Source organism: Streptomyces sp. NRRL F-2580 (assembly GCF_000720115.1).
Lineage (GTDB): Bacteria > Actinomycetota > Actinomycetes > Streptomycetales > Streptomycetaceae > Streptomyces.
Genome location: NZ_JOIR01000034.1, coordinates 41440 through 67135 on the forward strand (window position 1 = coordinate 41440; position 25696 = coordinate 67135).

The window sequence follows — 25696 nt, forward strand, 5'->3', positions numbered from 1 at the left end:
GATGACGCTCCGCTTCCGGCCGACTCTGCGGTGTGACCCTCCACATACGAGCACCGGCAGTCCGAAGAAATTACTGTCCAGTAGACTCACTTCCGCAGATCTTCCCGTCCGGACCCCAGGAGCCGGTCCGGACGGGAAGATCATCCAACTTGTTCTATGCGCAACATATCCACCCATGTCCGGATAGCGGTCCGCCGTTCGTCCGGCCCTGATACCTCTCTTGCCATGAACAAGATCACCCGCCGTCAGGCCTTGGGTACAACTGCCGGTGCACTCACCGTGCTTGGCCTGACCGCCGCAGCCGCGAGCGTCGCCACAAGCGCCTCCGCGACCCCCACCGCGTCCACACCCCCGGGCACGGTCGACGAGGTCTACAAGGGCCGCCGCATCCAGATCACCCCGGGCGAGGGCGGCCACCACGGCGGCCACCACTCCCCCGGCCAGCCCACCGTACGAATAGACGGCCGCGAACTGCACGTGATGCGCAACGCCGACGGAACCTGGATCAGCGTGATCAACCACTACGAGACGTTCGCCGACCCGACCCTGCTCGCCCGCGCCGCCGTGCGCGACCTCCAGGGCTCCGCCCTCGCCCCCTTCGGTGGTGCGGCATGACCGTCCGCAAGAACCAGGCCACGCTGACCGCCGACGAGAAGCGCGCCTTCACCTCGGCCCTGCTGGAGCTCAAGCGCACCGGCACCTACGACCGCTTCGTCACCACCCACAACGGCTTCATCATGAGCGACACCGACTCGGGAGACCGGGTCGGCCACCGCTCCCCCTCGTTCCTGCCCTGGCACCGCCGGTTCCTGCTGGAATTCGAGGCGGCGCTGCAGAAAGTGGACGCGAACGTCTCGCTTCCCTACTGGGACTGGACCGTGGACCGCACCTCCCGCTCCTCGCTCTGGGCCCCCGACTTCCTCGGCGGCACCGGACGGGCCCGCGACGGACAGGTCCTCGACGGCCCCTTCGCCTACTCCACGGGCAAGTGGAACGTGAACGTACGGGTGGACGGCCGCGCCTACCTGCGCCGCACGCTCGGCGAAGGCGTCGCCCAGCTGCCGACCAAGGCCGAGGTGGACGCAGTGCTCGCCATGCCGGTGTACGACGCGGCCCCCTGGAACAGCTCGTCCAGCGGCTTCCGCAACCACCTCGAAGGTTGGCGCGGCGCCAACCTGCACAACCGGGTGCACGTGTGGGTCGGGGGCCAGATGTCCACCGGGGTCTCCCCGAACGACCCGGTGTTCTGGATGCACCACGCCTTCATCGACAAGCTGTGGGCCGACTGGCAGGCGCGCCACCCGCAGTCCACCTACCTGCCGGCCGCCGGCACGGCGAACGTCGTGGACCTGAACGACACGATGCGGCCGTGGAACGACGTGACCCCGGCCGACATGCTGGACCACCGGAAGTTCTACACCTTCGACACCGAACCGGCCGCCGCCAGCCAGCGGTAGTGCAGTTCGGGGCGGCCGACCTGGCCGTACCGGGGGGTGCGGTCCGCGCGGCCGGTGTCCACCAGGTGCTCCAGGTAGCGGCGTGCGGTGATCCGGGAGATCCCGGCCGCCTCGGCCGCCCCCGCCGCGGTCAGCCCCTCGGGCGCCGACCGCAGCAGCGCGGCGACCCGGTCCAGGGTCGGCGCGCTCAGCCCCTTGGGCAGCTCGGCCGGGCGGGGTGCGCGCAGGGCGGCCATCGCCCGGTCCACGTCGTCCTGGCCGGCGGCCTCGCCCGCGGTCGCGCGGAACTCGGCGTAGCGCAGGAGCCGTTCGCGCAGCGTGGGGAAGGCGAACGGCTTCAGCACGTACTGGACCACGCCGAGGGAGACGCTCTCGCGCACCACGGCCAGGTCCCGTGCGGAGGTCACCACGATCACGTCGACGGGATGTCCGGCGGCGCGCAGCCCGCGTGCGTAGCGCAGGCCGTGCCCGTCGGGCAGACCGAGGTCGAGCAGCAGCAGGTCGACGCGGGTCCGCTCCAGGACCCGGGTGGCCTCGGCGAGGGAGTGGACGGCTCCCACGGCGCTGAAGCCGGGCACCCGGCCCACGTAGAGCGCGTGCGCGTCGGCGGCGACCGGGTCGTCCTCGACCACCAGGACGCGTACGTCGCCCGCGCTCACCGCGGGCCCCCCGCGGCCGGATCCGCCGCGGCGCCCCGCGGGGACACGGCCTGATCGGGCTCGGCCCCCTGCGGGACCGGCAGCCGGACCGTGAACTCCGCCCCGCCGCCCGGGCCCTGCGCGGCGGTCACCGTGCCGCCGTAGCGCTGGGCCACCTGCTGGACCAGGGCGAGACCGAGGCCGCGCCCCTCGCCCTTGCCGGACCAGCCCCGGCGGAAGACGTCCACCCCCTCGGGCAGCCCGGGTCCGTTGTCCGCGACCCGCAGCAGCAGCTCGTCCCGTTCCGGCCGCAGCGTCACCGCGATCCGTGCGCCCGGTACGGCGGTCACGGCGTCGACCGCGTTGTCGATGAGGTTGCCCAGCACCGTGACCAGGTCACGGGCCGGCGGCAGCCCACCCCCGTCCGCGAGGCTGCGGCTGTCCGCGGTGACGACCAGCTCCACGCCCCGCTCGTGCGCCTGCGCGGCCTTGCCCAGCAGCAGCGCCACCAGCACCGGCTCGCCGACCGCGGTGACCACCTCGTCGGTGAGGGCCTGGGCCAGTTCCAGTTCGGCGGTCGCGAAGTCGACCGCCTCGTCCGCGCGGCCGAGTTCGATGAGGGAGACCACGGTGTGCAGCCGGTTGGCCGCCTCGTGGGCCTGGGAGCGCAGGGCCTGCGTGAAACCCCGCTCGTGGTCCAGCTCGCCGGTCAGCACCTGCAGTTCCGTGTGGTCCCGCAAGGTGACCACGGTGCCCCGGCGGCCGCCGCCCGCCACCGGAGAGCTGTTGACGACCAGTACCCGGTCCGCGGTCAGGTGCACCTCGTCCACCCGGGGCCGGTCGGCGAGCAGGGCTCCGGTGAGGGGGGCCGGCAGGCCGAGGTCGGCGACCCCGGTGCCGGTGATCTCGCCGCCGGGCAGGCCCAGCAGTTCCCGCCCGGCGTCGTTGATCAGGGTGATCCTGCGCTGCCCGTCGAGCATGAGCAGCCCCTCGCGGACCCCGTGCAGGGCCGCCTGGTGGTAGTCGTACATCCGGCTGAGCTCGGCCGCGTTCATGCCATGAGTGTGGCGGCGCAGCCGCGCGTTGACGACGTACGTGCCGACCCCGCCGAGGGCGAGGGCGGCGGCCGCGACCCAGGCGAGCGCGGAGAGCTGCGCCCCGAGCCGGTCGCTGATCGCGCGGACGGTGATCCCGGCGCTGACCATGCCGACGATCCGGCCGTCGTCCTCCAGCGGGGTGACGACGCGGATGGAGGGGCCGAGGGTGCCCGTGTAGGTCTCGCTGAAGGTCTCGCCGCGCAGCGCGGGAGCGGTGTTGCCCATGAAGGGCTCGCCGATCCGGCGCGGGTCGGGGTGGGTCCAGCGCCGCCCGTCGGGGGCCATGATCGTCACGAAGTCCACCCCGGAGTCCGCGCGGACCTTCTGGGCGTAGGGCTGCAGCTCGACCGACGGATCGCTCCCGCGGGCCGCTCCCCGTACGGCCTCGCGTACGGAGGGTGAGTCGGCGACCGCGTGGGCCACGGCGCCGGCCTGCCGCCGGGCGGCCTCCTCGGCCTGGCCCCGGGCGGTGGCGTACGCGTAGACGGCGCAGCCCGCGACGACCAGCGCGACCAGCAGGACCTGCATGGCGAAGAGCTGGCCGGCGAGGCTGCGCGGGGGTCGGGGGAAGCGGAACATGGCGCTCAGTGTGCACCGGGTCGTGAACTCAATGAACGCAAGGGTGACCGGGGTCACAGCCCTGGGCGATGGTCTCCCCGAACGCAATCACCACCGGGAGGCATCGTGGCCGCCAGACGCGACAGAACGCACTATCTCTACATCGCGGTGATCGGCGCGGTGCTGCTCGGCATCGCCGTCGGCTTCGCCGCGCCCGGCGTCGCCGTGGAGCTCAAGCCACTGGGCACCGGCTTCGTCAACCTCATCAAGATGATGATCTCGCCGGTGATCTTCTGCACGATCGTGCTGGGCATCGGGTCCGTCCGCAAGGCCGCCAAGGTGGGCGCCGTGGGCGGTCTCGCCCTCGGCTACTTCATGGTCATGTCCACGGTGGCGCTCGCCATCGGCCTGCTGGTGGGCAACCTGCTGGAGCCCGGCAGCGGGCTGCACCTGACCGAGGCGGCGCGCAGCGCGGGCGAGGCGCAGGCCAAGGCGGGCGGGGCCGAGAGCACGCCGGAGTTCCTGCTCGGGATCATCCCGACCACGCTGGTGTCCGCCTTCACCGGGGGCGAGGTGCTCCAGACACTGCTGGTGGCGCTGCTCTGCGGGTTCGCGCTGCAGGCGATGGGCGCGGCGGGAGAGCCGGTGCTGCGGGGCATCGGACACATCCAGAAGCTGGTGTTCCGGATCCTCGCGATGATCATGTGGGCGGCCCCGGTGGGCGCCTTCGGGGCGATCGCGGCGGTGGTCGGGGCCACCGGCATCGACGCGCTGAAGTCCCTCGCCGTCATCATGATCGGCTTCTACACGACCTGTCTGCTCTTCGTGTTCGTGGTCCTGGGCACCCTGCTGCGGGTGTGCACGGGGGTCAGCGTCTTCGCGCTGCTGCGCTATCTGGGCCGGGAGTTCCTGCTGATCCTCTCGACCTCCTCGTCGGAGTCGGCGCTGCCGCGGCTGATCGCGAAGATGGAGCACCTGGGGGTGTCGCGGCCGGTCACCGGGATCACCGTGCCGACCGGGTACTCCTTCAACCTGGACGGGACCGCGATCTATCTGACGATGTCCTCGCTGTTCGTCGCCGAGGCGATGGGCAAACCGCTCGCCCTGGGCGAGCAGATCTCGCTGCTGCTGTTCATGATCATCGCCTCGAAGGGCGCGGCCGGGGTGACCGGCGCGGGCCTGGCCACCCTCGCCGGCGGACTCCAGTCGCACCGGCCGGAACTGGTGGACGGGGTCGGCCTGATCGTGGGCATCGACCGGTTCATGAGCGAGGCCCGGGCCCTGACCAACTTCGCGGGCAACGCGGTCGCGACGGTGCTCATCGGGACGTGGACGAAGGAGTTCGACCACGCGCGGGCCGCCGAAGTCCTCGCGGGCCGGCTGCCGTTCGACGAGACCACGCTGGTCGACGACGTACACGCGGCGGAGCCGGCCGGGACGCAGCACCCCGGGACGGAACCGGCCGGGCCGGACACGGCGCCGACCGCCATGCCGGCTCCGTCGCACGGCCCCAAGGACGGCGTACCGGTCTAGCCGGTCCGCCCGCACGGGCCGGCCGGGCAGGGCTCGCCCCCACGGTGCCCAGCCCGGCCGGCCCGCCGGATTCTCCGCACTTGCACCCATAGTCGGTATTCGGCCACCGATAACCGAACCCCCCGGCTGTAAAAGGTACTTCCGTAACCGGCCGCGTGCATGACATCTTGCGTCCACCACTTGTTTCGTTCGACCCGGCCTGACCACCGGGTCTTCGGAGGACGCATTGATACCCCACATATCCAGCCGACCTCGACGTACCCTCGTGCTGGCCGCCACGCTCGGCGCGGCACTCGCGTTCGGGGCACCCGCCGCGCTCGCCGGCACCGCCCCCGTCTCTCCCTCCGGCTCCCCCGCCTCCGCCCCCGCGGCGGCGGCACCCAAGGCCGCGGCCCCGACTTCCCAGAGTGCGACCTGGGTTGCCGGCACCCGTGCCTACCTCGTGATCACCGCCCCCGGTGACACCACGGCGGTGCGTGCCGCCGTCACCGCCAACGGCGGCACGGTGTTCCAGTACTACGACGCGATCGGCGTGATCGTCGCCCACTCCGCGTCCGGCACCTTCGCCACCACCATGCGCGGTGTCAGCGGCGTCCAGCAGGTCGGCGCCACCCGCACCTCGGACGTCCCCGCGGACGCCTACAACCCGGCACTGCCCGCCAACCCGGCGCAGTCCACGACGCCTTCGGGCGAGCCGGTCCGCGCCGACATGACGCAGATCAAGGCCGACCAGGCCTGGGCCGTCACCACCGGCTCCGCCTCCGTCAAGGTCGGCATCCTGGACACCGGTGTGGACGACCAGCACCAGGACCTGGCGCCGAACTTCAACGCGGCGGACTCCGCGTCCTGCGCCTACGGCAAGCCGGACACCCGTTCGGGCGCCTGGCGGGACGTCGGCACCCACGGCACGCACGTGGCCGGTACGGTCGCTGCCGCCAAGAACGGCAAGGGCGTCATCGGCGTGGCCCCGGGCGTGAAGATCTCCTCGGTGCGCATCGCCGAGCCCGGCTCCTCGCTCTTCTTCGCCGAGAACACGGTCTGCGGCTTCATGTGGGCCGGTGACCACGGCTTCAAGGTCACCAACAACAGCTACTACACGGACCCGTGGCAGTTCAACTGCCCGGACAACGCCGACCAGGCCGCGATCATCGAGGGCGTCAAGCGCGCCCAGGAGTACGCCGAGGGCAAGGGCTCGCTGCAGGTCGCGGCGGCCGGCAACTCCAACATCGACCTGGCCAACAAGACGACCGACACCGAGTCCCCGAACGACTCGACGCCGGTCACCCGCACCATCACCAACGCCTGCCTGGACATCCCGACCGAACTCCCGGGCGTGGTCACGGTCTCGGCGATGGGCACCACCGCGAAGGCCTCGTACTCCAACTACGGCCTGAACGTCGTCGACGTCACGGCCCCCGGCGGCGACGTCACCGGCATCTACAGCACCCTGCCGGGCGGCAAGTACGGCAGCATGAGCGGCACGTCGATGGCGTCCCCGCACGTCACCGGCGTGGCGGCCCTGCTGGCCAGCACCAACCCGGGCATCACCCCGGCGCAGCTGCGCGACAAGCTGGCCACCCAGGCCAACGACGTCGCCTGCCCGTCGGACAGCCGCTGCAAGGGGACCACGGCGAAGAACGGCTTCTTCGGCGAGGGCCAGGTCGACGCTCTCAAGGCGGTCGGCTCCACCCCGCCGCCCGGCAAGTACTTCGAGAACCTCGGTGACTTCGCCATCGGCGACAACACCACCGTGGAGAGCCCGATCACCGTCAGCGGGGTGACCGGCAACGCGCCGGCCACCCTCAAGGTGGGCGTGAACATCGTGCACACCTACATCGGTGACCTCAAGGTCGACCTGGTGGCTCCGGACGGCACCGTCTACACGGTCCACAACCGGGCCGGCGGCAGCACGGACAACATCAGCCAGGTCTTCAGCGTCAACGCCTCCTCCGAGGTCGCGAACGGCACCTGGAAGCTCCGTGTGAACGACAACGCCGGCGGCGACACCGGCAAGATCGACTCCTGGAACCTGACCTTCTAGTCAGCCGGCGGTCAGTCCGTAGCCAGCCAGCGCACCGGGCCGGCGGGGAGCACGTGCTCCCCGCCGGCCCTTCGCCGTTTCACCTGGTCCGCAGCACGCAGTCCCCGCAGAGCCCGCCGCCGGGCACCCGGTAGTACAGGCAGCAGCTACGCCGTACGAAGGCCACTCCGAGGCCCTCCTCGTGGATGAAGGTGCCGGTCCCCGCCAGGGCGCCGCCCTCGGTCAGCAGGGCGCTCGCCAGTTCCACGGCCGCGGCGCCCGGCACCCGGTCGATCAGCACCCGCAGCGCCCCGACCAGCCCGGACGCCGCGTTCCCCCGCAGGACCTTCTGCGAGACCCCGAACCGCTCCCGCAGGCCCGCGTCGAGCACGGCCAGGTTCCCCAGGACGCTCTCGCCGAGCGTCTCGGTCGGCAGGTCCGCGGGCTCGGGCAGCCACAGCTCCAGCGAGCCCGCGTCCGGCAGCCGCCACCACACCCGGTCTGCGGCCAGGTCGGGCACCCGCCCGGCCAGTGCCGCGCAGCCCAGCCCGAGCGACCACAGCCGGGAGGCGATCCCGAGCTGGGCGGTCGAGGCGGCCACCCGCCCGGGGCCGCTGCCGATCCGCCGGCCCACCTCGGCCACGTACGGCCCCAGCCGCTCCCCGTACAGCGCCGTCAGCGGCCGGAAGCCGGGCCCGGGCGGTTCCGCGCCGTACGGGACGGTGAAGAAGGGCCCCACGGCGGCCAGTCGCCCCAGTACGTCGTCCATGCCCGCAATGATCTCAGGCGCGGCCCGCGGGTCCCACGGCCGGGCGGGGCCGCGCGGGGCCCCGCCCGGCCGCGTACGGGGCGGCCGGGCGGGGCCGGCTCAGAGCCCGGCGAGGAACTCCAGCAGCGCCCGGTTGAAGGCCTCCGGCTGCTCCACACCGGGCAGGTGACCGGCTCCCTCGATGACGGTGAGCACCGCGTTCGGCAGCAGCGCGTGCAGCGCCTCGGCCTCGGCGACCGGGGTGTAGACGTCGTCCGCGCCGACCACCACCAGGCAGGGCTCGGCGGTCTCGGCGAGCACGGGCCGGTAGTCGGGGCGCTCGGCGCGGCCGCGCAGGGCGGCGGCCGCGCCCTGCGGGTCGGTCGTGCACATCATGGCGCTCACCCCTGCGGCTGCCTCGGGCATGCCGGTCACGTTGTAGGGCGCCAGCATCTTGTCCATGACCTCCTCGGCGTACGGTCGCATGCCCTCGGCGATCAGCCGTTCGGCCGTCTCCCGGCGCAGCTTCGCGCCCTCGTCCGTCTCCGGGACCGGCGAGGTGTCGGAGAGCACCAGGGCCCGTACCAGACCCGGGTGGCGCAGCCGGAGCTCCATCGCGATCTGACCGCCCATGGACACACCACCGACGACCACCTGTTCGATGCCCAGGCGGGCGAGGAGGGAGGCGAGATCATCGGCGAGATCGGCGAGCAGGGCCTTGCCCGGCACGACCGGGCTTTCCCCGTATCCCCGCAGGTCAGGGGTGATGACACGGTATCCGGCGGCCGTGAGCGCGGCCGTCTGGGGGGCCCACATCGTGCGGTTGAAGGGATGTCCGTGGATCAGGATTACGGGCGCTCCGGCGCGGGGACCCAAGTCCTCGAAAACCAGCGTCACGCCATTGCCAAATTGGGGGTTCATGAGAGGACATTAAGGGGCTACATTGAGCCACTCGCGTTCACCTGACAGCCGGTTGCCTTTCACTCGTGTTTTGCACGGGGGGCGACGTCATGGACGCAGACTGTGCAACCACCCCACCGCCCAGAAGGACCGAAGGCTCCGTGCCCGTACCCGTACACCTCGCGGGCCGCACCGTGCGGCTCGAGCCCCTCGCCCCCCGCCACACCGAGGCTCTGGCCGTGGCCGGGGCCGAGGATCGTACGACTTACGCCTTCACCCCCGTACCCCATGGGGTGCAGGCGTCCCACGAGTACATCGACCGTGCCCTCGCCGATCAGGCGGCGGGTCGATCGCTCCCCTTCGCCATCGTCAGAGCCACTGACGGGCGTGTCGTCGGTTCGACCAGGTTCCTGGAACTCGACTACTGGCAGGGGCCACTGGTGTGGCCCGCCGTGCCGGGCGTCCCGTTCGGCGATCCGGCGACGGCGATCCCCGATGCCGCCGAGATCGGCAATACCTGGCTGTCCCCCGCCGCCCAGGGAACCGGCATCAACACCGAGGCGAAGCTGCTCATGCTCCGCCATGCCTTCGAGACCTGGGGTGTGCGGCGCATCTCGCTGCGCGCCGATGCGCGCAACGGCCGGTCGCGAGCCGCGATGGAACGTCTCGGCTTCACCTGCGAGGGGGTCCGCCGGGCCCATTCGCGGGGACTGGACGGCGCCGTCCGCAGTACCGCCTTCTACTCGATCCTCGACGAGGAGTGGCCGGCCGTGCGGTCGATCATCGAGCTGAGGCTGTCGGCCGGCGCGCAGCGCAAGCGGCGCCGCAAGACGCTCGTCCCGGCCTAGCCGGAAACAGACAAACGGAAAAACGGTCCTGCCCCGGCCCCGGCCTGCCACCGGCCGGTCGTGGGGGCGGGCGTTCCCGGGCCTCGCCGCGGCCTCCTCATCCGAGGAAGGCCGGGGCGAGGGCCGAGTCCATGAGCCGGGCGGGGGCCCCGCTCCCGTCGGCCGGTACGGAGTACAGGTCGGCGCCGAAGTCCCCCGGCAGGGCGTAGACGACGGTCCGGTCGTCGGTCCACACCACCTGGTCGTCCACGCTGCGCTCCTCACCGAGCGCGGTCTCCGCGCCCGAGGCCAGCTCCAGCGCGTACAGCCGCCACGGCGCCTCGGCCGGCAGGCCCGGCACCCGCTTCTTGAACACCACCCGGGTCCCGTCGGGTGACAGCGACGGGCACTCGACGTTCTCGCGCAGGGTGGTCACCGTGCGCGCGCCCACGTCCCCGCGGACCAGGTGGGTCCGGCCGCCCGTCCCCAGCGTCGCGTAGAAGGTCCGCTCGTCGGCCGCGAAGGTCACTCCCCAGAGATTCACGTCGGCGCTGCGGTACGGCTTGCCGTCCTTGAGGATCGTGAAGTCCTCCAGCGTGGCGTCGAGCCTGCCCGTGCGCAGGTCGAGCACCGAGGTCCGCGTCGAGAAGTTCGTACCGGCGTACGAGTCCCCGCCGACGAAGACGGTCCAGGCGGCGAGGTGCCCGCCCGGCGACACCCGGGCACGGGTGGGGACGCCGTTCAGCGGATGCGCCGACACCACTTTCAGGCGGGCGTCGAGGACCACGGCCTTGTAGCCGTCCTGGACCCCGCTCCGGTCCGCCTGGAGGCAGACCCCGGTGCCGCCGGCCGCGTGGAAGCGCAGGCAGCTCACCCCGGACGCGGTGCGGTCTCCACCGGGCGCGCCGGCCGGGACGGTGGCGAGCTCGTCGCGGTGCGGGCCCCAGGCCATGTTCCGGAACACGATCCGCCGGCCGCCCTCGCCCGGGGCCAGCGAGACCGCGCCCGCCGAGATCCGCGGGCCGCCCGCCCGGGCGTGGTCATTCTCCTCGGCCCGGGAGGATGCCCGCAGGACGGCGAGCACGCCGACGGCGGCGAGCAGGAGCACCGCGGTCGCGAACAGCAGGATCCGACGCTGGAAGGTCATGGAGCGGCTCCGGGCGGGGTGGGGTCCGGGGGCTTGGGCGGGGGCACCATACCCAGCGGCCCCTGCATGAGCCAGGGACGTACGGCGGCGGGTGGGAGAACTCCATGTGTCGTACGGACAGCAGGCAATGACCTCCCCCAGGGCACCCCAAGAGAAGGAAAAATGCGGAACCCTGACATGCTTTCGTTCATCCTTCGAACGGAAGGATCCAGCTTCCAGACCATCCCGCCCCTCTGGGGCAGCACCAGCCGGAGAGCCACCGCACATGTCGTACGCACCCGACGGGCAGCAGTACCAGCCGTACCGGCCGCAAGGGCAAGGCCCGCAGCCGCCCTACGGCGACCAGTACGGCCAGCCGTACGGACAGCAGTCGTACGGGTCCGGGGGCGGGCAGCAGCAGCCCCCCGGCCGGCCGCAGCCTCCGTACGGGCAGCAGCCGCAGTACGAGTACGAGCCGCAGGACCACCACGACTACCAGGAGCAGCCGGAGCCCCCGCGCCGTAAGTCCCGGGGCCGGCGCTGGCTGATCGCGGGCGCCAGCGTCCTCGCGCTCGCGGGCATATCCGCGCTCGTGATGAACCACTACGAGATACCCCCCTTCACCGACAAGGGCTCGGCCGTGTCCTTCGGGCAGCCGTCCGCGGGCGGGGGCAAGAAGACCGAGGCGCCGCAGCAGGCGGCGAACTCCAAGATGCTGATGCCGACGGGTCCGGCCGCCGACTTCAAGAACTCGATGACCCTGCCCGACGGGACCCACGTGGCCGTCACCACGCTGGACGGCAAGAAGTCCGGCTTCAAGGGCAAGGTCTGGGTCTGGGCGCCCAAGGAGTACAACGACCCGAAGTTCGCCAAGAGCGGCTTCCCGGTCATGATCGCCCTGCCGGGCGGTGCCGGTTACCCCAGCAACTACTGGATGGGCACCGACCTCGGTCTGCAGACCAGCATCAGCAAGTGGTACGCCGAGGGGAAGAGCAAGCCCTTCATCCTGGCCATGCCGGTCCTCAACCCGGCGCCGGACGACAAGGGCATCTACTGGGACGGCTCCGACATACCCGGCCAGCCCAAGATGGGCACCTGGCTGACCGAGGACGTCCCGGACCTGATGAAGGCGAACTTCCGCACCGTCAAATCCCGAGACGGCTGGGCGTTCATGGGTTCCTCGACCGGCGGGTTCGCGGGTCTGAAGGCCGTGCTGAAGCACCCGGACAAGTTCAAGGCCGTGATCGCCTCCGGCCCGGACATCGTCCCGGACTCCTCCCTGTGGAAGGGCCACGACAAGGAGAAGACCGAGAACAACCCGGAGGTGCTGGCGAAGCAGCTCATCGACAGCAAGGGTCCGGACGTCTACCTGGCCTTCCAGGTCGGCGACAGCGAGAACAACAAGAAGACCCTGCCGGACGTGCAGAAGTTCATCGCCACCTACGGCAACAAGGGGCCCGTACACGCCGAGTTGAGGGTCATCAAGGGCGGCCAGCACAACGCCAAGACCTACGTCCCCAACATGGGTGAGGGGCCGGTCCAGTACATCAGCAAGGTCATGGAAGGACCCGTCGAATAACCACCGGCGCCCCCGCACGATCGAGTTCCGGCCCGCCGAACAGCTTCGGCGGGCCGTTGCCGTCCCAGGCCGCCCAGCCCGGGTCGCCCGTCACCGCGAACCGCACCCAGGCCGCGTGCATCTCGTCGGCCAGCGCCTGCGGGGCGTCCGGCCCGGCCAGCCAGGAGGCCTCCGGCGCCGCGAGCGTGTCGAACACGAAGCCGATCTCCAGGGCGTGGCAGGCGCCGAGCCCCGGGACGCCGGAGGGCCAGCCGAACTCGTACAGATAGCTCGGGGCCGCCCGCCGCGCCCCGGCGAGCCTGCGCAGCGGGTCGCGCAGCAGCCGGTCGGTGAGCAGCTGGCCGACGAGCTCGGCCGGACCCACCCCGGGCCGGGCGGTGCGCAGCGCCCGTACGTCGGCCCGCTCCTTGCCGGCGCGGGCCCGGGCCAGCGCCACGGCGAGCGGGCCCATCCGGTCGAGCAGCCGCATCCCGCCGGTGGGGGCGAGCCAGAGCCGGTACTCGTCGCTGGTCCATCCGAGGAGCAGGGGCACGTCGCCGGAGACGGCGGACCCGGCCAGGGCGTCGAGGGGGTCGCCGGGGACCGTGGCGGCATCGGCGACCAGGCCGAAGGCGGGCCCGCCGAGGAGCGGGCCGGAGCGGCGCAGCACGGCCGCCTGGGCGGCGAGCAGGGTGGGCAGGGCGGTGGCCGTGAAGGCCTCGGCGGTGGCGTCCACCTTGAGCAGTGAGGCCATGCGCCGGACCATGGTGCGCACCTTGTCGCGCGGCAGGACCTCGGGGGCTCCGCTCTGCAGAACGGCCCGGGCGAAGAGCCCGGCGGCGCGCGGCGCGGCCAGGAGGGCGCCGATGCTGATGGCTCCGGCGGATTCGCCGAAGAGGGTGACGCGGGCGGGGTCACCGCCGAAGGCCTCGATGTTGTCGCGGACCCATTCCAGGGCGGCGATCTGGTCGAGCAGGCCGCGGTTGGCGGGGGCGTCGGGGAAGAGGCCGTAGCCGAGGACGCCGAGGCGGAAGTTGCACGAGACGAGCACGACCCCGTCGCGGGCGAAGGCCGAGCCGTCGTACACGGGGACGGCCGAGGAGCCGCGGGTGTGCGCGCCGCCGTGGATCCACACCATGACGGGCAGCCGGGCCCCGGGCGCCGGATCGGGGGCCCACACGTTCACGCTGAGGCAGTCGTCCCCGGGGATCTCGGGGTCGGGCAGCAGGGCCGCGAACGTGTCCGGGTAGGGCACCTTGGGCGCGGTGGGGCCGAAGGCGGAGGCGTCGCGCACGCCGTCCCAGGCGGCCGGGGGCCGGGGCGCCGCGAAGCGGAGGGGACCGACGGGCGGGGCGGCGTACGGGATGCCGCGGAAGACGGCGGTCCCGTCGGCCCCGGTCCGGCCCTCGACCACGCCGGCCGCGGTCCTGACCCTCGGCCGGCCGCCGACTGCGGCTCCGGCGTCGCCCACTGCGCTCATCCCGTCCTCCTGAATCCTGGTGCCGGGCGCACGGTCGCACAGCCGTCCAACGGGTGACAAGGCGTGACCGTGCCCGGGCCCGCCCAGGTTGGACGGGCATGCGATTCCTGCGTATCCACCACACCACGGTGCCCGCCCTGCTGCTCGCGGGCGCCATGCTCCTCGGCGGCCCGGCCCTGGCCGCGGCGGGGCCGGATTTCCAGTACCTCGGCCAGGACGACCAGGTCCACGGGCTCACCGCGCCGAAGGGCTGCGTCGAGGCGGAGGGCGGTGGCGCCCGGGCGGTCACGAACGGGACCAGGGGCACGGCGACCCTCTACCGGGACCCGGGCTGCTCGGGCCGGGTGATCGGAGTGCTGCGGCCCGGCGACGTCAGCCAGGTGCGGCCCTATTTCGCCTCGGTGCGTTTTCCCGTCACCGGGTAGGCCCAACGGCCGTGACCCCTCGGCCGCCCCTGCGTTGTATGCCATGTCAAATGCCGCAGATTCTGCGGCGCCCCACATCTCACGAGGAGATCTTGATGTCGCGTATCGCGAAGGCATTCGCCATCACCGCTGTCACCGGTAGCGCCGTGGTCGCCGGTGCCGGTCTGGCCGTCGCCGATGCCGGAGCGCACGGTGCGGCGGTCGGCTCCCCCGGTGTCCTGTCGGGCAACCTGCTCCAGGTTCCGGTGCACGTCCCGATCAACGTCTGCGGCAACACCGTGAACGTGATCGGCCTGCTGAACCCCGCGTTCGGCAACACCTGCGTCAACGCGTCGGGCCACGGCGACGACCACCACACCGAGGGCGAGGGCGAGGGCTACGGCCACTGATCGCCTGATCGACGGAAGGGCCCCCGCCGGATCGGCGGGGGCCCTTCCCGTGCGTGCGTCGCCCCCCTTGTTTCGTCCCCCGGTTCGTTCCGCGGTTGTTCCGTGGTTTGTTTCGTGGTTTGTTCCGCCCCCTGGGGTATCACTCGTAGCGGTAGAGGTTCTGGTGGCCGAGGATCTCGCGTGGGGGGATGTTCCACGGCGGCATCGGCTCGTCGAGGGAGATCACCCGGCCCTGCTGGAGGTCGCCGCGGGCGAGGGGGGTGGCGGGCAGGTAGCCGGCCGTGGGGTGCTTCTGCTGCCAGCGGTCCCAGATCAGGTCCACGAAGGCGTGGTGCAGCCAGAAGGCCGGGTCGTTGGGCGCCGTGCCGCCCGTCATGTGGCCGCCGATCCACTGGTGGACCTTGTTGTGGTTGCGCCAGCGCTCGCTCTTGGGGGCGGCCCAGCCCTCCAGCTTGTTGCGGAAGCCGCCCCCGCGGGCGGTGGAGTCCCACGGAGCGGTGTCGTAGACCGGGTCGTCGATCGCCCACTGCAGTTCGGCCGCGGTGGGCAGTTTGATCGGGTTCTGCGGCCGGCCGAGGTTGCGGGTGAGGAAGGCGGACTCCGTGATGCCCACGGTCACCGTCCAGTTGCCCTTGTCGTAGGCGAACGGGCCGGTCATCACCTTGCGGTCGCTCGCCCGGCCTGTGCCGCCGAGGAAGTCGTCGGCCCAGAGGGAGGAGACCGGGCTGGTGTCGGTCGTCCAGTCCCAGTACGGGATGGACACTCCCGCGTCGATCTCCTGCAGCTTCCGCTCGAACTCCAGCAGGTAGAGCCGGTGCCAGGGGAAGAAGGAGGGCGACATGTGCCCGACGCGCAGCTTGCGGTCGCGGTCGGGCACGAAGTACTTGTCGTGGGTGCGCACGAACGCGTCGTACGTGCCGTTGCGTTTCAACTCCAGCACCGCCGCCGTGAACCGCTTCTTCTGGGCACTGGTCAGGTTCTTCTGGTTCTGTCGGGTGTGCAATGCGGGGCTCCTCCCGTTCCCGTGGGTGTGTCAGCCGTGGTGCGGGGCGGCCGCGAACGCCAGCTGCGCCGTGCCGAGTTCGTCGACCGCGGCCCGGGCCAGTTCCATCGGCGTCTCATAGGACTGGAAGTGGTTGATCCCGCTGAGGTAGCTGCCGTCCGCCCGCCGCATGACGTGCAGCGGGCGGCCGTCGATGCGGACCCCCGCCACGTCGACGGCGATGTGCCGGCCGCGGTACGTCTCCTCCTCGGCGAGCGGCGCCGGGGTGAGGGTCTGCCGGGGGCGCCGGGCGCGCAGGACGGGCGCCAGGGCCGCGGCCGTACCCGCGAGCACGGCCGCGGTGAAGGCCGTACGCAGGACCGTGCGGCGGGTCGGTGGTACGGCGTCGGATGCAGCGGACATACGGTTCTCCCTCGCTCGGTGGCCGGCGACTACGGGTCTAACGCCGCGCGGCGGGCGAGGTCACCCGTGAGCGTTACGGGGCCGCTTGTAGAAGAGGGTGGTGGGGTGCAGACGGCCGGCCGGATCGGTGGCGTAGTCGGGGATGGTGCCGACCTCCGTCCAGCCCGCGGAGCGGTAGACGCGCTCGGCGCCGCTGCCGGTCTCGGTGTCCAGGAACAGCAGCACCACCCCGGCGCGGGCGGCCGCGCTCTCGGCCTCCGCGAGCAGCGCGCGGGCGGTGCCCCGGCCGCGGGCGGCCGGGTGGACCATGAGCTTGCGCAGCTCGGCGCGGTGGCGGCCGTTGGGCTTGGACTCCCGGTACCAGCTGACGGTGCCGTCGACGCGGCCGTCGGCGCCGGTGCGGGAGACCCACAGGGCGAGGGATCCGTCCTCGACGGCGGGCAGTAGGGAGTCCCACCAGGCGGCGGCGCCCTCGTGGTCGAGGCCGGCGAGGAAGCCGAGGGAGGAGCCGCCCTCGACCACCGCGAGCAGGAGGGCGGCGAGTTCGTCGCGGTGGGCGCGGAGTCCGGCCGCGTCGAGCGAGGTGATGGTCTTCGTCATGCGGTGAGCGTAGGGATCACCCGGGGACGCGCTGCAGGCGGGGCAGGTGGAGGTCGCGGAAGACCGCGGCCCTGCGCAGGGTGAACACGAGGCCGGCGGAGAAGGCGGTGTTGACCGTGTCCGGGACCCCGGCCCGTGCAGACCGAGGTAGGCGGCGGCGCCGACGAGCGCGGCGGTCGCCTACACCTCCTCGCGCAGCAGCAGGGGCGGGAACTCCCCGCGCGCGAGCACGTCGCGGATGACCTCACCGGTGACGCCGGTGAGGGCGGCGAGGATGAGCACGGCGACGGGGGTGACCTGGGCGTCGAGGGCGGCGCGGGCACCGATGACGGTGACGACGGCGAGCCCTACGGCGTCGACGACCATGAGGGCCCGGTGCGGGAGCTTCCGGCGGCGCAGGGAGACCATGGTCAGGACGGCCACGGAGGCGATGAGGACGAGCAGCACCCGGTCGTGCGTCCAGTAGAGCGGGTGCCGGTCGAGGACGAGGTCGCGCAGGGTGCCGCCGGAGATGGGGGCCGCGAAGGCCAGGACCATCCCGCCGAAGGGGTCCATCCGGGCGCGGTGCGCGGCGAGCACGCCGGAGACGGCGAAGGCGGCTGTGCCGAGGAGGTGGAGAGCGTGCAGCATGGCGCCTCCTTCACCGGGCGGGCGGGTTCTGCGCGGGCGACCCGTCGAGGGTGCCGCACCCGGCGCCGGCACCGCATCGGCCGTCCGGCCGGGACCGGCCCTCGGCCGAAGGTACGGTCCCCCCGCACTTCGGCCTCGCACCCTCCCGCGGCGGGGTCGGCGCGACTGGTTGCGCGTCCCGTTCCGCACCTGGTCGGCCGCCCTCTCCTCCCCCGGTCAGTACAGCTTGTTCACCGCGGTGCGCAGGACGTTCTTCCATGCGTCCACCGGCGGGGCGCCCCAGTAGCTCGACCACTCGACGAGGGTGACGGTGTCCCCGTCGCGGCCCACGCCCCACAGGTAGTTGAAGTAGGGGCGCTCCTGGGCGGCGGCGTCGACGGTGTGCATGCCCTGGAGCGTGGCACCCTCCTCCACGTTCACCACGCCGTGGTCGGATCCCGTCGCGGTGATGCCGGGCCGCTCGTTCTCGCGGCGCGGGCAGTCGGCGAAGTTGCGCCGGGCCGCGTCCGCGAATTCGACGGCCTCGGCCTCCGTCGCGAAGACCACCACCTTCTGCTGGGCGGAGGCGGTCTCCGCGGTGGAGAACTCCCGGTGCCAGACGTTGACCTCGGGAGGCTGCCAGGACCAGTCCTGCAGGCAGTTGTACCGCGAGCCCCAGCCCCGCTGGACCGGCGGGGCCGACCACCCGACGCCGTCCCCGAGGCGGATGTCGGAGATGTACAGGGTCCCCGGCCTCGGCCGCCACGGCTCGGCGCCCACCGCTGTTCCCGACATCACCACGGCCAGCACCGCGACCGCCGCCACGGCGGCCGATCCGCGCCTCACCGCACGTACCCCCATCTGTTCCCCCCTGAGTGTCCCGGTGTCCGCGCCCCGGACGGGACGCGGACACGCTCCAGCCTGCGCAACGCCGCCCCGGTCACGGAGGCCCTTGGAAGACGATGACCTGAATTCCCATGGGACTGTCCAAAAAACGACAAAGACCCCAACAGGGAACCTTTCTACGGCGCCGGGAGTTCGGCGAAGTCCGCGACCAGGCCGCGGTGGTGGCCCGCCGTGCCGAGGGCCAGGGAGTCGGCCTTGGCCCGCTTGAGGTAGAGGTGTGCCGGATGCTCCCAGGTCATGCCGATGCCGCCGTGCAGCTGTACGCACTCCTCGGCGGCGCGGACGGCCACGCCCGAGCAGTAGGCCTGGGCCACGGCGACCGTGAGCGGCGCGTCGGGGGCCTCGGTGGCGAGGGCGTCGGCCGCGGCCCTGGCCGCCGCGCGCGCGGAGGCCACGTCGAGCCAGAGCCGGGCGAGGCGGTGCTTGAGGGCCTGGAAGGATCCGACGGGCCGGTTGAACTGGTGGCGGGTACGGACGTGCCCGACGGTCTCCGTCAGGCACCATTCGGCCAGCCCGAGCTGCTCGGAGGCGAGCAGTCCGGCTCCGGAAAGCAGCGCTCCGGCCACCGCCGCCCGGGCTGTGGCGGGATCGGCGAGCCGGGTGCCGGCGGCCGCCCGCAGGGTGACGGTGGCGAGCGGGCGGGTCAGGTCCAGCGGGACCTGCGGGGTCAGCTCGGCGGAGGCCGCCGGGACGGCGTACAGCCCCGTGTCGGCGAGGACCAGCAGGACGTCGGCGGCCACCGCGTCCGCGACGGAGGTGACGGTGCCGGTCAGCGCCCCGCCGCCGGAGTCCCGGACCGCGGGCGGCAGGGGCGCCCCGGGCGCGAGGGTCAGCGGCACGGCCGGTACGCACACCCTGTGTCCGGAGGCCAGCTCCCGCAGCAGCGGGGTGGCCTCCGCGGTGTCGCAGCCGAGCAGGATCTCCGTGGCGAGCACGGCGCTCGTCAGGTACGGGACGGGCGCCACGGCCCGGCCCAGCTCCTCCAGGACCACGGCCGCCTCGCGGTGGCTCGCGCCCTGTCCCCCGAGCTTCTCGGGTACGAGGAGCCCGGCGGCGCCGATCCCGACGGCGAGCGTGTTCCACAGCGCCGGGTCGTGCGGCCGGCCGGTCTCGGCCCGGGCGAGGACGCTCTTCGCGTCGCAGCGGTCGGTGAGGAGGGCGCGTACGGCGGAGCGGAGCTCCTCCTCGGTCCCGGAGTAGAGCAGATCGGTCGGCGTGGTCGGCGTGGGCTGCGTTGTCGGCGTCGGCTGCGTTGTCATCGGGAGAGGTCCTTCCACGCGATGTCCTTGTCGTCGCGCGGCTCGGGGGGCAGGCCGAGGACGCGTTCGGCGACGATGTTGAGGAGGATCTCGCTGGTGCCGCCCTCGATGCTGTTGCCCTTGGCGCGCAGGTAGCGGTAGCCGGCGTCGCGGCCGGTGAAGTCGACCAGTTCGGGTCGGCGCATGGTCCAGTCCTCGTACAGCAGGCCCTCCTCGCCGAGGAGTTCGACCTCCAGTCCGCTGATCTCCTGGTTGAGCCGGGCGAAGGTGAGCTTCATGCCCGATCCCTCGGGGCCTGGCTGTCCGGCGGCGAGCTGCTGGCGCAGCCGTTCCCCGGTGAGGCGGGCGACCTCGGCCTCGACCCACAGTTCCAGCAGCCGCTGGTGGAGGGCGTGGGTGCGCAGTGCGGGACGCTCGCGCCAGGCGGTGACGACCGGTGCGATCATGCCGCCCTCGCGCGGGATGCGCATGCCGCCGATGGAGACGCGTTCGTTCATCAGGGTGGTGCGGGCGACCGCCCAGCCCTCGCCCACCGCGCCCAGGCGGTGGGTGTCGGGGATGCGGACGCCGGTGAGGAAGACCTCGTTGAACTCGGCCTCGCCGGTGATCTGGCGCAGCGGCCGGACCTCGACGCCGGGGGCGTGCATGTCGCAGAGGAAGTAGGTGATGCCCTGGTGCTTGGGGAGTCCTGGGTCGGTGCGGGCGATCAGGATGGCCCAGCGGGCGGTGTGGGCACTGGAGGTCCACACCTTCTGTCCGTCCACGATCCAGTCGCCGGAGCCCTGCTCGCGGACCGCGCGGGTGCCGAGCGCGGCGAGGTCGGATCCGGCGCCGGGCTCGCTGAAGAGCTGGCACCAGACCTCCTCGCCGACCCACAGGGGACGCAGGAAGCGGTTCTTCTGCTCCTCCGTGCCGTACGCGAGGATCGTCGGCGCGGCCATGCCGAGCCCGATGCCGATCCGGCGCGGGTCGTTGTCGGGGGCGCCGGCGGCCTCCAGCTCGGCGTCGACGACGGCCTGGAGGGTACGGGGTGCGCCGAGGCCGCCGAGGCCCACGGGGTAGTGGACCCAGGCGAGTCCGGCGTCGAAGCGGGCGCGCAGGAAGTCGGCGCGGTCGGTGTCGGCGGGCGGGTGGGCGGCGAGCAGGTCCCGTACCCGGGCGCGCAGGCCCTCGGCGGTGGTGGCCGCGGCGGTCATCGCGGGTCTCCGTCCTGCGCCGGTACGACGACCAGCCGGCCGGTGGTGGTCCCGTCGGCGAGGCGCTGCACGGCGTCGGCGGCCGCGGCGAGCGGGACCCGTTCGCTGACCAGCGGTTTCACGGCGCCCTCGGCGGCGAGCCGGGTGAGCTCGGTGTGGCAGGCGAGGATGGCGGCGGGCTCCTTGGTGGCGTAGAGCCCCCAGTGCAGGCCGAGGATGGCGTAGTTCTTCACCAGTGCGTGGTTGAGGGCGGGGGCCGGGATGGTGCCACTGGCGAAGCCGACGACGAGGATGCGGCCCTCGAAGGCCACGCATTTGGCGGAGGCGGTGTAGGAGTCGCCGCCGACCGGGTCGTAGACGACGTCGGCGCCGCGCCCGCCGGTGAACTCCTTGACGCGGGCGACGAGGTCCTCCGCCGTGCGGTCGATCACCAGGTCACAGCCGAGCTCCTCGGCGGTGCGCGCCTTGGCCTTGCCCCCGACCACCCCGATGACGGTGGCCCCGGCGGCCTTGCCGAGCTGGACGGCGGCGCTGCCGACCCCGCCGGCGGCCGCGTGCACGAGGAGGGTCTCGCCGCTCTGCAGGCGGGCGCGGCGGTGCAGGCCGAACCAGCCGGTCTGGTAGCCGATGTGCAGGGCGGCCGCCTCGGCGTCGTCGAGGCTGTCCGGGGCCGGGAGCAGGGCGGTCGCGGGCGCGGTGACGTACTCGGCGAAACCGCCGTGCGGCAGGCTCGGGTTGGCGATGACGCGGCGGCCGTCCTCGGTCTCGCCGCAGATCTCGACGCCCGGGGTGAAGGGCAGCGGGGGCCGGATCTGGTACTGGCCGCGGACGAGCAGCGCGTCGGGGAAGTTGACGTTCGCCGCGAGCACTCTGAGCCTCACCTCGCCCTCGCCGGGTACCGGCTCGGGAACCTCTTCGAGGCGCATGGCCTCGCGGGGCTCACCGGGGGTATGTACTCGCCATGCCTGCATCCGGGGCCTCCAGCCGCCGTCGAGGAATCACGCTCCGCGCGCATACTAAGCGGTCGCTTGCCCATCTGTGAACCCATCGCCTCCGAAGGCGTGTGCATGGGGCCCGTTCGTCGTGCAGCATGTGTCCCGTAGATCAACATTGATCGACATCGTCAACAGGCAGCTGTCGCAGGGCATATGACCCGCACCATCGGGGGGACTCGCACCGTGAACAGAATCGGGATGAGAAGCGTGACGGCCGCGGCGGGGGCCGCCGCCGTCCTCGCAGGGCTGATCACCGCCGCCGGACCGGCCTCCGCGGCCTCCGGCGCCGCCGCGTGCAGCCCCGCCATCGAGCTGCTGCCCTCCCTCCCGGGGGTGAGCGGGGGCACGGTGGCGGGCTTCGGCACCGGCGGGCTCGTGGTCGGCGAGAGCGGCGCCCGGCCCGCCTACTGGACCGGCGCCGAGCACACGGTCCACGCCGTTCCGCTGCCCGCCGGCTTCGACCGGGGCAGCGTCAAGGCCGTCAGCGCCAAGGGGCTGATGGTGGGCACGGCCACCCGCGACGCGGACAGGGCGAGCATCGCCTTCACCCACCAGCTGGGCGCCGCGACCTCCGAGGCCCTGACCACGGCCCTGCCCGAGTGGCAGGACGTCGGCGTCGACGTCAACGAGTCGGGCCGGGTCGTCGCCGTGGACAACGGCGTCGCCAAGGAGTGGGTGAACGGCGAGGTCGTGCGCGAACTGCCGGTTCCCGCGGGCGAGATCCCCGGCACCAAGATCACCTCGCTGAACGGCATCAACAAGCGGGGCGACGTCGTCGGCACGGCCACCGGCTCCTACTTCGACGCCGAGAACGACATCATGGTCACCAAGACCTTCCCGGTCGTCTGGCCGGCCGGCGGCGGCTACCCGCCCTACAGCCTCCAGGTGTGGAACGGCTACCACTACTCGTACTCCACGATCGGCAGGGACATCGACGACCGCGGCCGCGTCGTCGGCCTGGAGGACTACTACTACCGCAACGACCCGAAGCTGACCCCGGCCGTCTGGAAGAAGCCGTACGACGCGCTGCCCGCCGACCCGGGCCGGCTGAACGGCTACCACGACCTGGAGCTCTCGGGCAGCAGTCCCACCACGAACGTGGCCGTCGGCACCGCCACCAACTTCGAGGAGAGCTGGCCCAACTACTTCCAGGCCGTCTACTGGCCCGGGAAGGGTGCTCCGCTGGCGCTCCCCTTCCCGGCCGGCGCCCCGGGCGCCGTGCCGCGCACCCGCGCCTTCGCCGCCACCGACGACGACCGCGTCGGCGGCACCGTCAGCGACCGGGAGACCGGGGCGAGCAGCGCCGTGATCTGGACCTGCGCGAGCAAGCAAGCGTACGCGCCGCGGAGCTGATCCTGTCGGGGGCATGGTGATCTCGGCGCCCGCGCGCTATCGATGCCCCATGACGGACGAGATCCCGCGCGGCCTGCCCGCGCCCCCGCCACTCGGCGCCGCCGCCCTGCCCCCCGGTACGTACGCGGGGCAGCTGGTCCTCGTGACCGGCGGCGGCACCGGGCTGGGCAAGGCCATCGCCACGGAGTTCGCGCGGCTCGGAGCCGATCTGGTGATCGCCGGCCGGCGCTCCGAGCAGCTCAAGGCGGCGCAGGAGGAGCTGGCGGCCGTACCCGGCGCGGGCCGGGTGACGGCCGCGGTCTGCGACATCCGGGACCCCGAGCGGATCGCGGAGGTGTTCGACGCGGCCGAGGCGGCCCTCGGGCCACCGGACGTCCTGGTCAACAACGCGGCCGCGAACTTCCCCTCCCCCGCGGAGGACCTGTCGCCGAACGCCTGGCGGGCGGTGGTCGACATCACCCTGACCGGGACCTGGTTCGTGACCCGCGAGTTCGGCCGCCGCCACCTCGCCGCGGGCACCCACGGTTCGATCGTGAACATCGGTGCCTCGTACGCCTGGACGGGCGGGCCCGGCTTCGCCCACAGCGCCGCCGCCAAGGCCGGGGTGAAGAACCTGGTGGAGACGCTCGCCGTCGAGTGGGGCCCGTACGGCATCCGGATCAACGGGCTGGTGCCGGGGCTGTTCCCGCACGCCGACATGACCGAGGACATCCGCGGCGGCCTGGAGCGGGCCGCGCCCGACTCCACGGACGCCCGGCAGCCCGCGCTGCGCGTCGGCGCCCCGCGCGAACTAGGCTGGGCCGCCACGTTCCTGGCCTCGCCGTACGCCCGCTTCGTCACCGGCCACACGCTGGTGGTCGACGGCGCGAACTGGCAGCGCCGGTCGGTGGTCAATCCGGCGGTCGTCCCGGTGCGGGAGCAACTGGGGCGCGGCCCGTTCATCCCCTGAGCGACGCCGATTGTCAGTGGCCGGTGCGAGGATCGGATCATGTCTCTCGCCGATCTGACCCTTGACCGCTGGCGTTCGCTCGACCCGGCCGCCGCCGGCCGCCTCGCGCACGAGGCCGCCGCGCAGGTGGGCGGCCGGGTGGTGCTGCTCGACGCCGTGGAGCACCTGGGCGGGCCGCTGCACCGCGTCCGCATCGAGCGCGAGGGGCAGGAGTTCGCCCTCATACCCGGCGGGACGGTGCGGATGGGCTTCGACGCGGACGCCTTCACGGCGACGCCCGCACAGAGCGCCGACTACGCGGAGAGCATGGACGAGGGGTACGGGTACGGCCACCCCGACCTGAAGTCCTATCTCGCCGAGGTGCTCAGCCCGCCGCGCACCGCGACGCTGGCCACCGTGCTCATGGCCGTGGAGGACGAGGCCCTGAGCGACCACCCGGCCGGCATACCGGGCGCCCTCGCGGCGCGCGGCCTGCGGATGCCCGGCGCCGACGAGTGGGAGCACGCGTGCGGGGCCGGGGCGGGGACCCTGTTCCGCTGGGGGAACGAGTGCCCCCTGGACGAGCCCTCTTACGGGGGCAGCGGCGGCGTGCGCCACGAACCGAACGCCTTCGGGCTGCACATCGCCTACGACAGCTACGGCACGGAGCTGAGCGGGGACCCGGCCGCGGTCCACGGCGGCGACGGCGGCGAGGCCGTCTGTGGTGGATACGGCGAACTGCTCGCCTGGCTGCCGCTGGCCACCGCCAACCGCAACCCGTACATGGCGGAGTTCGTGTACGGGCCGGAGGGCGAGGGCATGTACGAGGAGTTCTCGACCCGGCCGGTGCTCAGCCTCCACTGAAGCGCGGGGGGCGGCGGCCCGCCTTGGCCCCGTAACCCTCGCGGCAGTCGTCCGAGGTGAGGGTGAGGGCCGCGGTCATCGCCACCCGGTCGAGGGCCGCGGGCAGGGCCGCGTCGGCGTACGCGTCGACCGCGCGCTTGATGCCCTGGACGGCGAGGGGCGCGTTCGCGGCGATCTCCCCGGCCAGGGCGCGGGAGGCCGGCTCCAGTTCCTCGCCGGGGACGAGCAGTTGGACCAGGTTCAGGCGCTGCGCCGTCGCCGCGTCGATCCGGCGGCCGGTCAGGGCCAGGTACTTGGCCCAGCCCGCGCCCGCCTCGCGGGCGATGCGGAGGTCGCCGCCCGCGTCCACCGCCACACCCAACCCGGCTTCGGGCAGGGCGAAGACGGCGTCCTCGGCCGCCACCCGGACGTCGGCCATCAGGGCCAGTTCGAAGCCGAAGCCGAGGCAGTAGCCCTGGACGGCGGCCACCACGGGCTGCGGAAGCCGGGCGAGGACCGCGAAGCGCTCGTGCACCCAGCGGATGCCCTCGTAGTAGTTCCGGGTGCGCTCGGCGGCGGATCCGCCCGTGATGCCACCGCCGGGGGCGGTCACGTCGATGCCCGCGCAGAAGGCCCGGCCCTCGGCCCGCAGGAGCACCGCCCGGACGGACGCGTCGAAGCGGATCCGGTCCGCGAGCAGGCCGAGCTGGCGGGTGGACTCCCAGCTCCAGCCGTTGAGCTTGTCCGGCCGGCACAGGGTGAGGACCGCGAGGCCGTCGGCGACCTCCAGCCGGAGCCGCTCCTCACCCTCCGCGATCTCCGTGGAGATGGTGTCGATCACCGTGT

At 72.8% G+C, this 25696-nt stretch carries 26 protein-coding genes; 11 read left to right on the top strand and 15 right to left on the bottom strand.

Annotated elements, in window-relative coordinates:
- Positions 1-225: 225 nt before the first annotated feature.
- Complete coding sequence (melC1, locus tag IF88_RS0129995) at positions 226-615, top strand: apotyrosinase chaperone MelC1 (protein WP_030719357.1); 390 nt, start codon at positions 226-228, stop codon at positions 613-615.
- On the top strand, positions 612-1457 hold the full coding sequence (gene melC2, locus IF88_RS0130000; RefSeq protein WP_030719360.1) for a tyrosinase MelC2: 846 nt from the start codon (positions 612-614) through the stop codon (positions 1455-1457). The genes melC1 and melC2 overlap by 4 nt, the downstream gene beginning before the upstream one ends.
- Here the strand turns inward: melC2 and IF88_RS0130005 are convergent.
- Positions 1415-2116 (bottom strand): response regulator, encoded by a 702-nt coding sequence (locus IF88_RS0130005; protein ID WP_030719363.1) that lies wholly within the window; start codon positions 2114-2116, stop codon positions 1415-1417. The two genes, melC2 and IF88_RS0130005, sit on opposite strands and share 43 nt — an antisense overlap.
- On the bottom strand, positions 2113-3720 hold the full coding sequence (locus IF88_RS0130010) for a sensor histidine kinase (RefSeq protein ID WP_078893234.1): 1608 nt from the start codon (positions 3718-3720) through the stop codon (positions 2113-2115). The genes IF88_RS0130005 and IF88_RS0130010 overlap by 4 nt, the downstream gene beginning before the upstream one ends.
- 156 nt (positions 3721-3876) lie before the next feature.
- Here IF88_RS0130010 and IF88_RS0130015 point away from each other — a divergent pair, with 156 nt between their 5' ends.
- Positions 3877-5283, top strand: coding sequence for a cation:dicarboxylate symporter family transporter (locus IF88_RS0130015; RefSeq protein WP_051837795.1), 1407 nt, complete (start codon positions 3877-3879; stop codon positions 5281-5283).
- A gap of 265 nt (positions 5284-5548) precedes the next feature.
- Positions 5549-7324, top strand: a complete 1776-nt coding sequence (locus IF88_RS0130020; protein ID WP_030719372.1) for a S8 family serine peptidase — start codon at positions 5549-5551, stop codon at positions 7322-7324.
- 79 nt (positions 7325-7403) lie between these two features.
- Here IF88_RS0130020 and IF88_RS0130025 read toward each other — a convergent pair whose 3' ends face one another.
- Positions 7404-8072, bottom strand: coding sequence for a (2Fe-2S)-binding protein (locus IF88_RS0130025; protein WP_030719375.1), 669 nt, complete (start codon positions 8070-8072; stop codon positions 7404-7406).
- A 99-nt stretch (positions 8073-8171) separates the two neighbouring features.
- A complete protein-coding gene (locus IF88_RS0130030) occupies positions 8172-8972 on the bottom strand; it encodes an alpha/beta fold hydrolase (protein WP_030719385.1) in 801 nt (266 codons plus the stop codon).
- 140 nt (positions 8973-9112) lie between these two features.
- Between IF88_RS0130030 and IF88_RS0130035 the strand changes: the two genes are divergently transcribed.
- Positions 9113-9799, top strand: coding sequence for a GNAT family N-acetyltransferase (locus IF88_RS0130035; RefSeq protein WP_030719388.1), 687 nt, complete (start codon positions 9113-9115; stop codon positions 9797-9799).
- A gap of 97 nt (positions 9800-9896) precedes the next feature.
- Here IF88_RS0130035 and IF88_RS0130040 read toward each other — a convergent pair whose 3' ends face one another.
- A complete protein-coding gene (locus IF88_RS0130040; RefSeq protein WP_030719389.1) occupies positions 9897-10925 on the bottom strand; it encodes a TolB family protein in 1029 nt (342 codons plus the stop codon).
- A gap of 265 nt (positions 10926-11190) precedes the next feature.
- On the opposite strand from IF88_RS0130040, the gene IF88_RS0130045 reads away from it, so the two are divergent.
- Complete coding sequence (locus IF88_RS0130045) at positions 11191-12483, top strand: alpha/beta hydrolase (protein WP_078893228.1); 1293 nt, start codon at positions 11191-11193, stop codon at positions 12481-12483.
- Here IF88_RS0130045 and IF88_RS0130050 read toward each other — a convergent pair.
- A complete protein-coding gene (locus IF88_RS0130050; RefSeq protein WP_051837796.1) occupies positions 12461-13942 on the bottom strand; it encodes a carboxylesterase/lipase family protein in 1482 nt (493 codons plus the stop codon). The two genes, IF88_RS0130045 and IF88_RS0130050, sit on opposite strands and share 23 nt — an antisense overlap.
- A 98-nt stretch (positions 13943-14040) precedes the next feature.
- Here IF88_RS0130050 and IF88_RS45795 point away from each other — a divergent pair, with 98 nt between their 5' ends.
- Both IF88_RS45795 and IF88_RS0130060 read left to right on the top strand, forming a co-directional pair.
- A complete protein-coding gene (locus tag IF88_RS45795) occupies positions 14041-14367 on the top strand; it encodes a hypothetical protein (protein ID WP_030719396.1) in 327 nt (108 codons plus the stop codon).
- 95 nt (positions 14368-14462) lie between these two features.
- Positions 14463-14756, top strand: a complete 294-nt coding sequence (locus IF88_RS0130060) for a chaplin (protein ID WP_030719399.1) — start codon at positions 14463-14465, stop codon at positions 14754-14756.
- Between the two features lie 139 nt (positions 14757-14895).
- Here the strand turns inward: IF88_RS0130060 and IF88_RS0130065 are convergent, their stop codons facing one another.
- From IF88_RS0130065 to IF88_RS0130100, 8 genes are all read right to left on the bottom strand, one after another.
- Complete coding sequence (locus IF88_RS0130065; RefSeq protein ID WP_030719402.1) at positions 14896-15759, bottom strand: tyrosinase family protein; 864 nt, start codon at positions 15757-15759, stop codon at positions 14896-14898.
- Positions 15760-15789: 30 nt separating this feature from the next.
- Positions 15790-16161, bottom strand: coding sequence for a tyrosinase family oxidase copper chaperone (locus tag IF88_RS0130070; RefSeq protein WP_030719406.1), 372 nt, complete (start codon positions 16159-16161; stop codon positions 15790-15792).
- A gap of 60 nt (positions 16162-16221) precedes the next feature.
- Complete coding sequence (locus tag IF88_RS0130075) at positions 16222-16761, bottom strand: GNAT family N-acetyltransferase (protein ID WP_030719408.1); 540 nt, start codon at positions 16759-16761, stop codon at positions 16222-16224.
- A 180-nt stretch (positions 16762-16941) separates the two neighbouring features.
- On the bottom strand, positions 16942-17391 hold the full coding sequence (locus IF88_RS41070; protein WP_234323745.1) for a trimeric intracellular cation channel family protein: 450 nt from the start codon (positions 17389-17391) through the stop codon (positions 16942-16944).
- 216 nt (positions 17392-17607) lie between these two features.
- Positions 17608-18216, bottom strand: coding sequence for a hypothetical protein (locus IF88_RS42455; protein WP_158754659.1), 609 nt, complete (start codon positions 18214-18216; stop codon positions 17608-17610).
- 176 nt (positions 18217-18392) lie between these two features.
- Positions 18393-19535 carry an acyl-CoA dehydrogenase family protein gene (locus tag IF88_RS0130090; protein WP_030719414.1) on the bottom strand — a complete coding sequence of 381 codons (1143 nt, stop codon included), beginning with the start codon at positions 19533-19535 and terminating at the stop codon, positions 18393-18395.
- On the bottom strand, positions 19532-20731 hold the full coding sequence (locus tag IF88_RS0130095; protein ID WP_030719417.1) for an acyl-CoA dehydrogenase family protein: 1200 nt from the start codon (positions 20729-20731) through the stop codon (positions 19532-19534). The genes IF88_RS0130090 and IF88_RS0130095 overlap by 4 nt, the downstream gene beginning before the upstream one ends.
- Complete coding sequence (locus tag IF88_RS0130100; RefSeq protein WP_030719419.1) at positions 20728-21702, bottom strand: NADPH:quinone oxidoreductase family protein; 975 nt, start codon at positions 21700-21702, stop codon at positions 20728-20730. Before IF88_RS0130100 ends, IF88_RS0130095 begins: the two co-directional genes overlap by 4 nt.
- 222 nt (positions 21703-21924) lie before the next feature.
- Here IF88_RS0130100 and IF88_RS0130105 point away from each other — a divergent pair, with 222 nt between their 5' ends.
- The 3 genes from IF88_RS0130105 to IF88_RS0130115 are packed head-to-tail and all read left to right on the top strand — an operon-like array spanning position 21925 to position 24871.
- Complete coding sequence (locus IF88_RS0130105; protein WP_158754661.1) at positions 21925-23079, top strand: hypothetical protein; 1155 nt, start codon at positions 21925-21927, stop codon at positions 23077-23079.
- Between the two features lie 49 nt (positions 23080-23128).
- Entirely contained in the window at positions 23129-24028 is a 900-nt protein-coding gene (locus IF88_RS0130110; RefSeq protein ID WP_030719424.1) for an SDR family oxidoreductase, read from the top strand.
- 39 nt (positions 24029-24067) lie between these two features.
- Positions 24068-24871 (top strand): hypothetical protein, encoded by an 804-nt coding sequence (locus IF88_RS0130115; RefSeq protein ID WP_030719426.1) that lies wholly within the window; start codon positions 24068-24070, stop codon positions 24869-24871.
- Here IF88_RS0130115 and IF88_RS0130120 read toward each other — a convergent pair.
- The gene (locus tag IF88_RS0130120) at positions 24858-25691 is read right to left on the bottom strand and encodes an enoyl-CoA hydratase/isomerase family protein (RefSeq protein WP_030719428.1); all 834 of its coding nucleotides are present in this window, start codon (positions 25689-25691) and stop codon (positions 24858-24860) included. The genes IF88_RS0130115 and IF88_RS0130120 overlap by 14 nt on opposite strands.
- Positions 25692-25696 lie beyond the last annotated feature (5 nt).

Bases quoted from the DNA above. Each gene is read 5' to 3' on its own strand.
- IF88_RS0130070 (WP_030719406.1), bottom strand. From the start codon at position 16,161: ATGTCCGCTGCATCCGACGCCGTACCACCGACCCGCCGCACGGTCCTG.
- IF88_RS0130025 (WP_030719375.1), bottom strand. From the start codon at position 8,072: ATGGACGACGTACTGGGGCGACTGGCCGCCGTGGGGCCCTTCTTCACC.
- IF88_RS0130075 (WP_030719408.1), bottom strand. From the start codon at position 16,761: ATGACGAAGACCATCACCTCGCTCGACGCGGCCGGACTCCGCGCCCAC.
- IF88_RS0130050 (WP_051837796.1), bottom strand. From the start codon at position 13,942: ATGAGCGCAGTGGGCGACGCCGGAGCCGCAGTCGGCGGCCGGCCGAGG.
- IF88_RS0130045 (WP_078893228.1), top strand. From the start codon at position 11,191: ATGTCGTACGCACCCGACGGGCAGCAGTACCAGCCGTACCGGCCGCAA.
- IF88_RS0130115 (WP_030719426.1), top strand. From the start codon at position 24,068: ATGTCTCTCGCCGATCTGACCCTTGACCGCTGGCGTTCGCTCGACCCG.
- IF88_RS0130090 (WP_030719414.1), bottom strand. From the start codon at position 19,535: ATGACAACGCAGCCGACGCCGACAACGCAGCCCACGCCGACCACGCCG.
- IF88_RS0130010 (WP_078893234.1), bottom strand. From the start codon at position 3,720: ATGCAGGTCCTGCTGGTCGCGCTGGTCGTCGCGGGCTGCGCCGTCTAC.
- IF88_RS0130105 (WP_158754661.1), top strand. From the start codon at position 21,925: ATGAGAAGCGTGACGGCCGCGGCGGGGGCCGCCGCCGTCCTCGCAGGG.
- IF88_RS0130040 (WP_030719389.1), bottom strand. From the start codon at position 10,925: ATGACCTTCCAGCGTCGGATCCTGCTGTTCGCGACCGCGGTGCTCCTG.
- IF88_RS0130100 (WP_030719419.1), bottom strand. From the start codon at position 21,702: ATGCAGGCATGGCGAGTACATACCCCCGGTGAGCCCCGCGAGGCCATG.
- IF88_RS0130110 (WP_030719424.1), top strand. From the start codon at position 23,129: ATGACGGACGAGATCCCGCGCGGCCTGCCCGCGCCCCCGCCACTCGGC.
- IF88_RS0130095 (WP_030719417.1), bottom strand. From the start codon at position 20,731: ATGACCGCCGCGGCCACCACCGCCGAGGGCCTGCGCGCCCGGGTACGG.
- IF88_RS0130060 (WP_030719399.1), top strand. From the start codon at position 14,463: ATGTCGCGTATCGCGAAGGCATTCGCCATCACCGCTGTCACCGGTAGC.
- melC1 (WP_030719357.1), top strand. From the start codon at position 226: ATGAACAAGATCACCCGCCGTCAGGCCTTGGGTACAACTGCCGGTGCA.
- IF88_RS41070 (WP_234323745.1), bottom strand. From the start codon at position 17,391: ATGCTGCACGCTCTCCACCTCCTCGGCACAGCCGCCTTCGCCGTCTCC.
- IF88_RS45795 (WP_030719396.1), top strand. From the start codon at position 14,041: ATGCGATTCCTGCGTATCCACCACACCACGGTGCCCGCCCTGCTGCTC.
- IF88_RS0130030 (WP_030719385.1), bottom strand. From the start codon at position 8,972: ATGAACCCCCAATTTGGCAATGGCGTGACGCTGGTTTTCGAGGACTTG.
- melC2 (WP_030719360.1), top strand. From the start codon at position 612: ATGACCGTCCGCAAGAACCAGGCCACGCTGACCGCCGACGAGAAGCGC.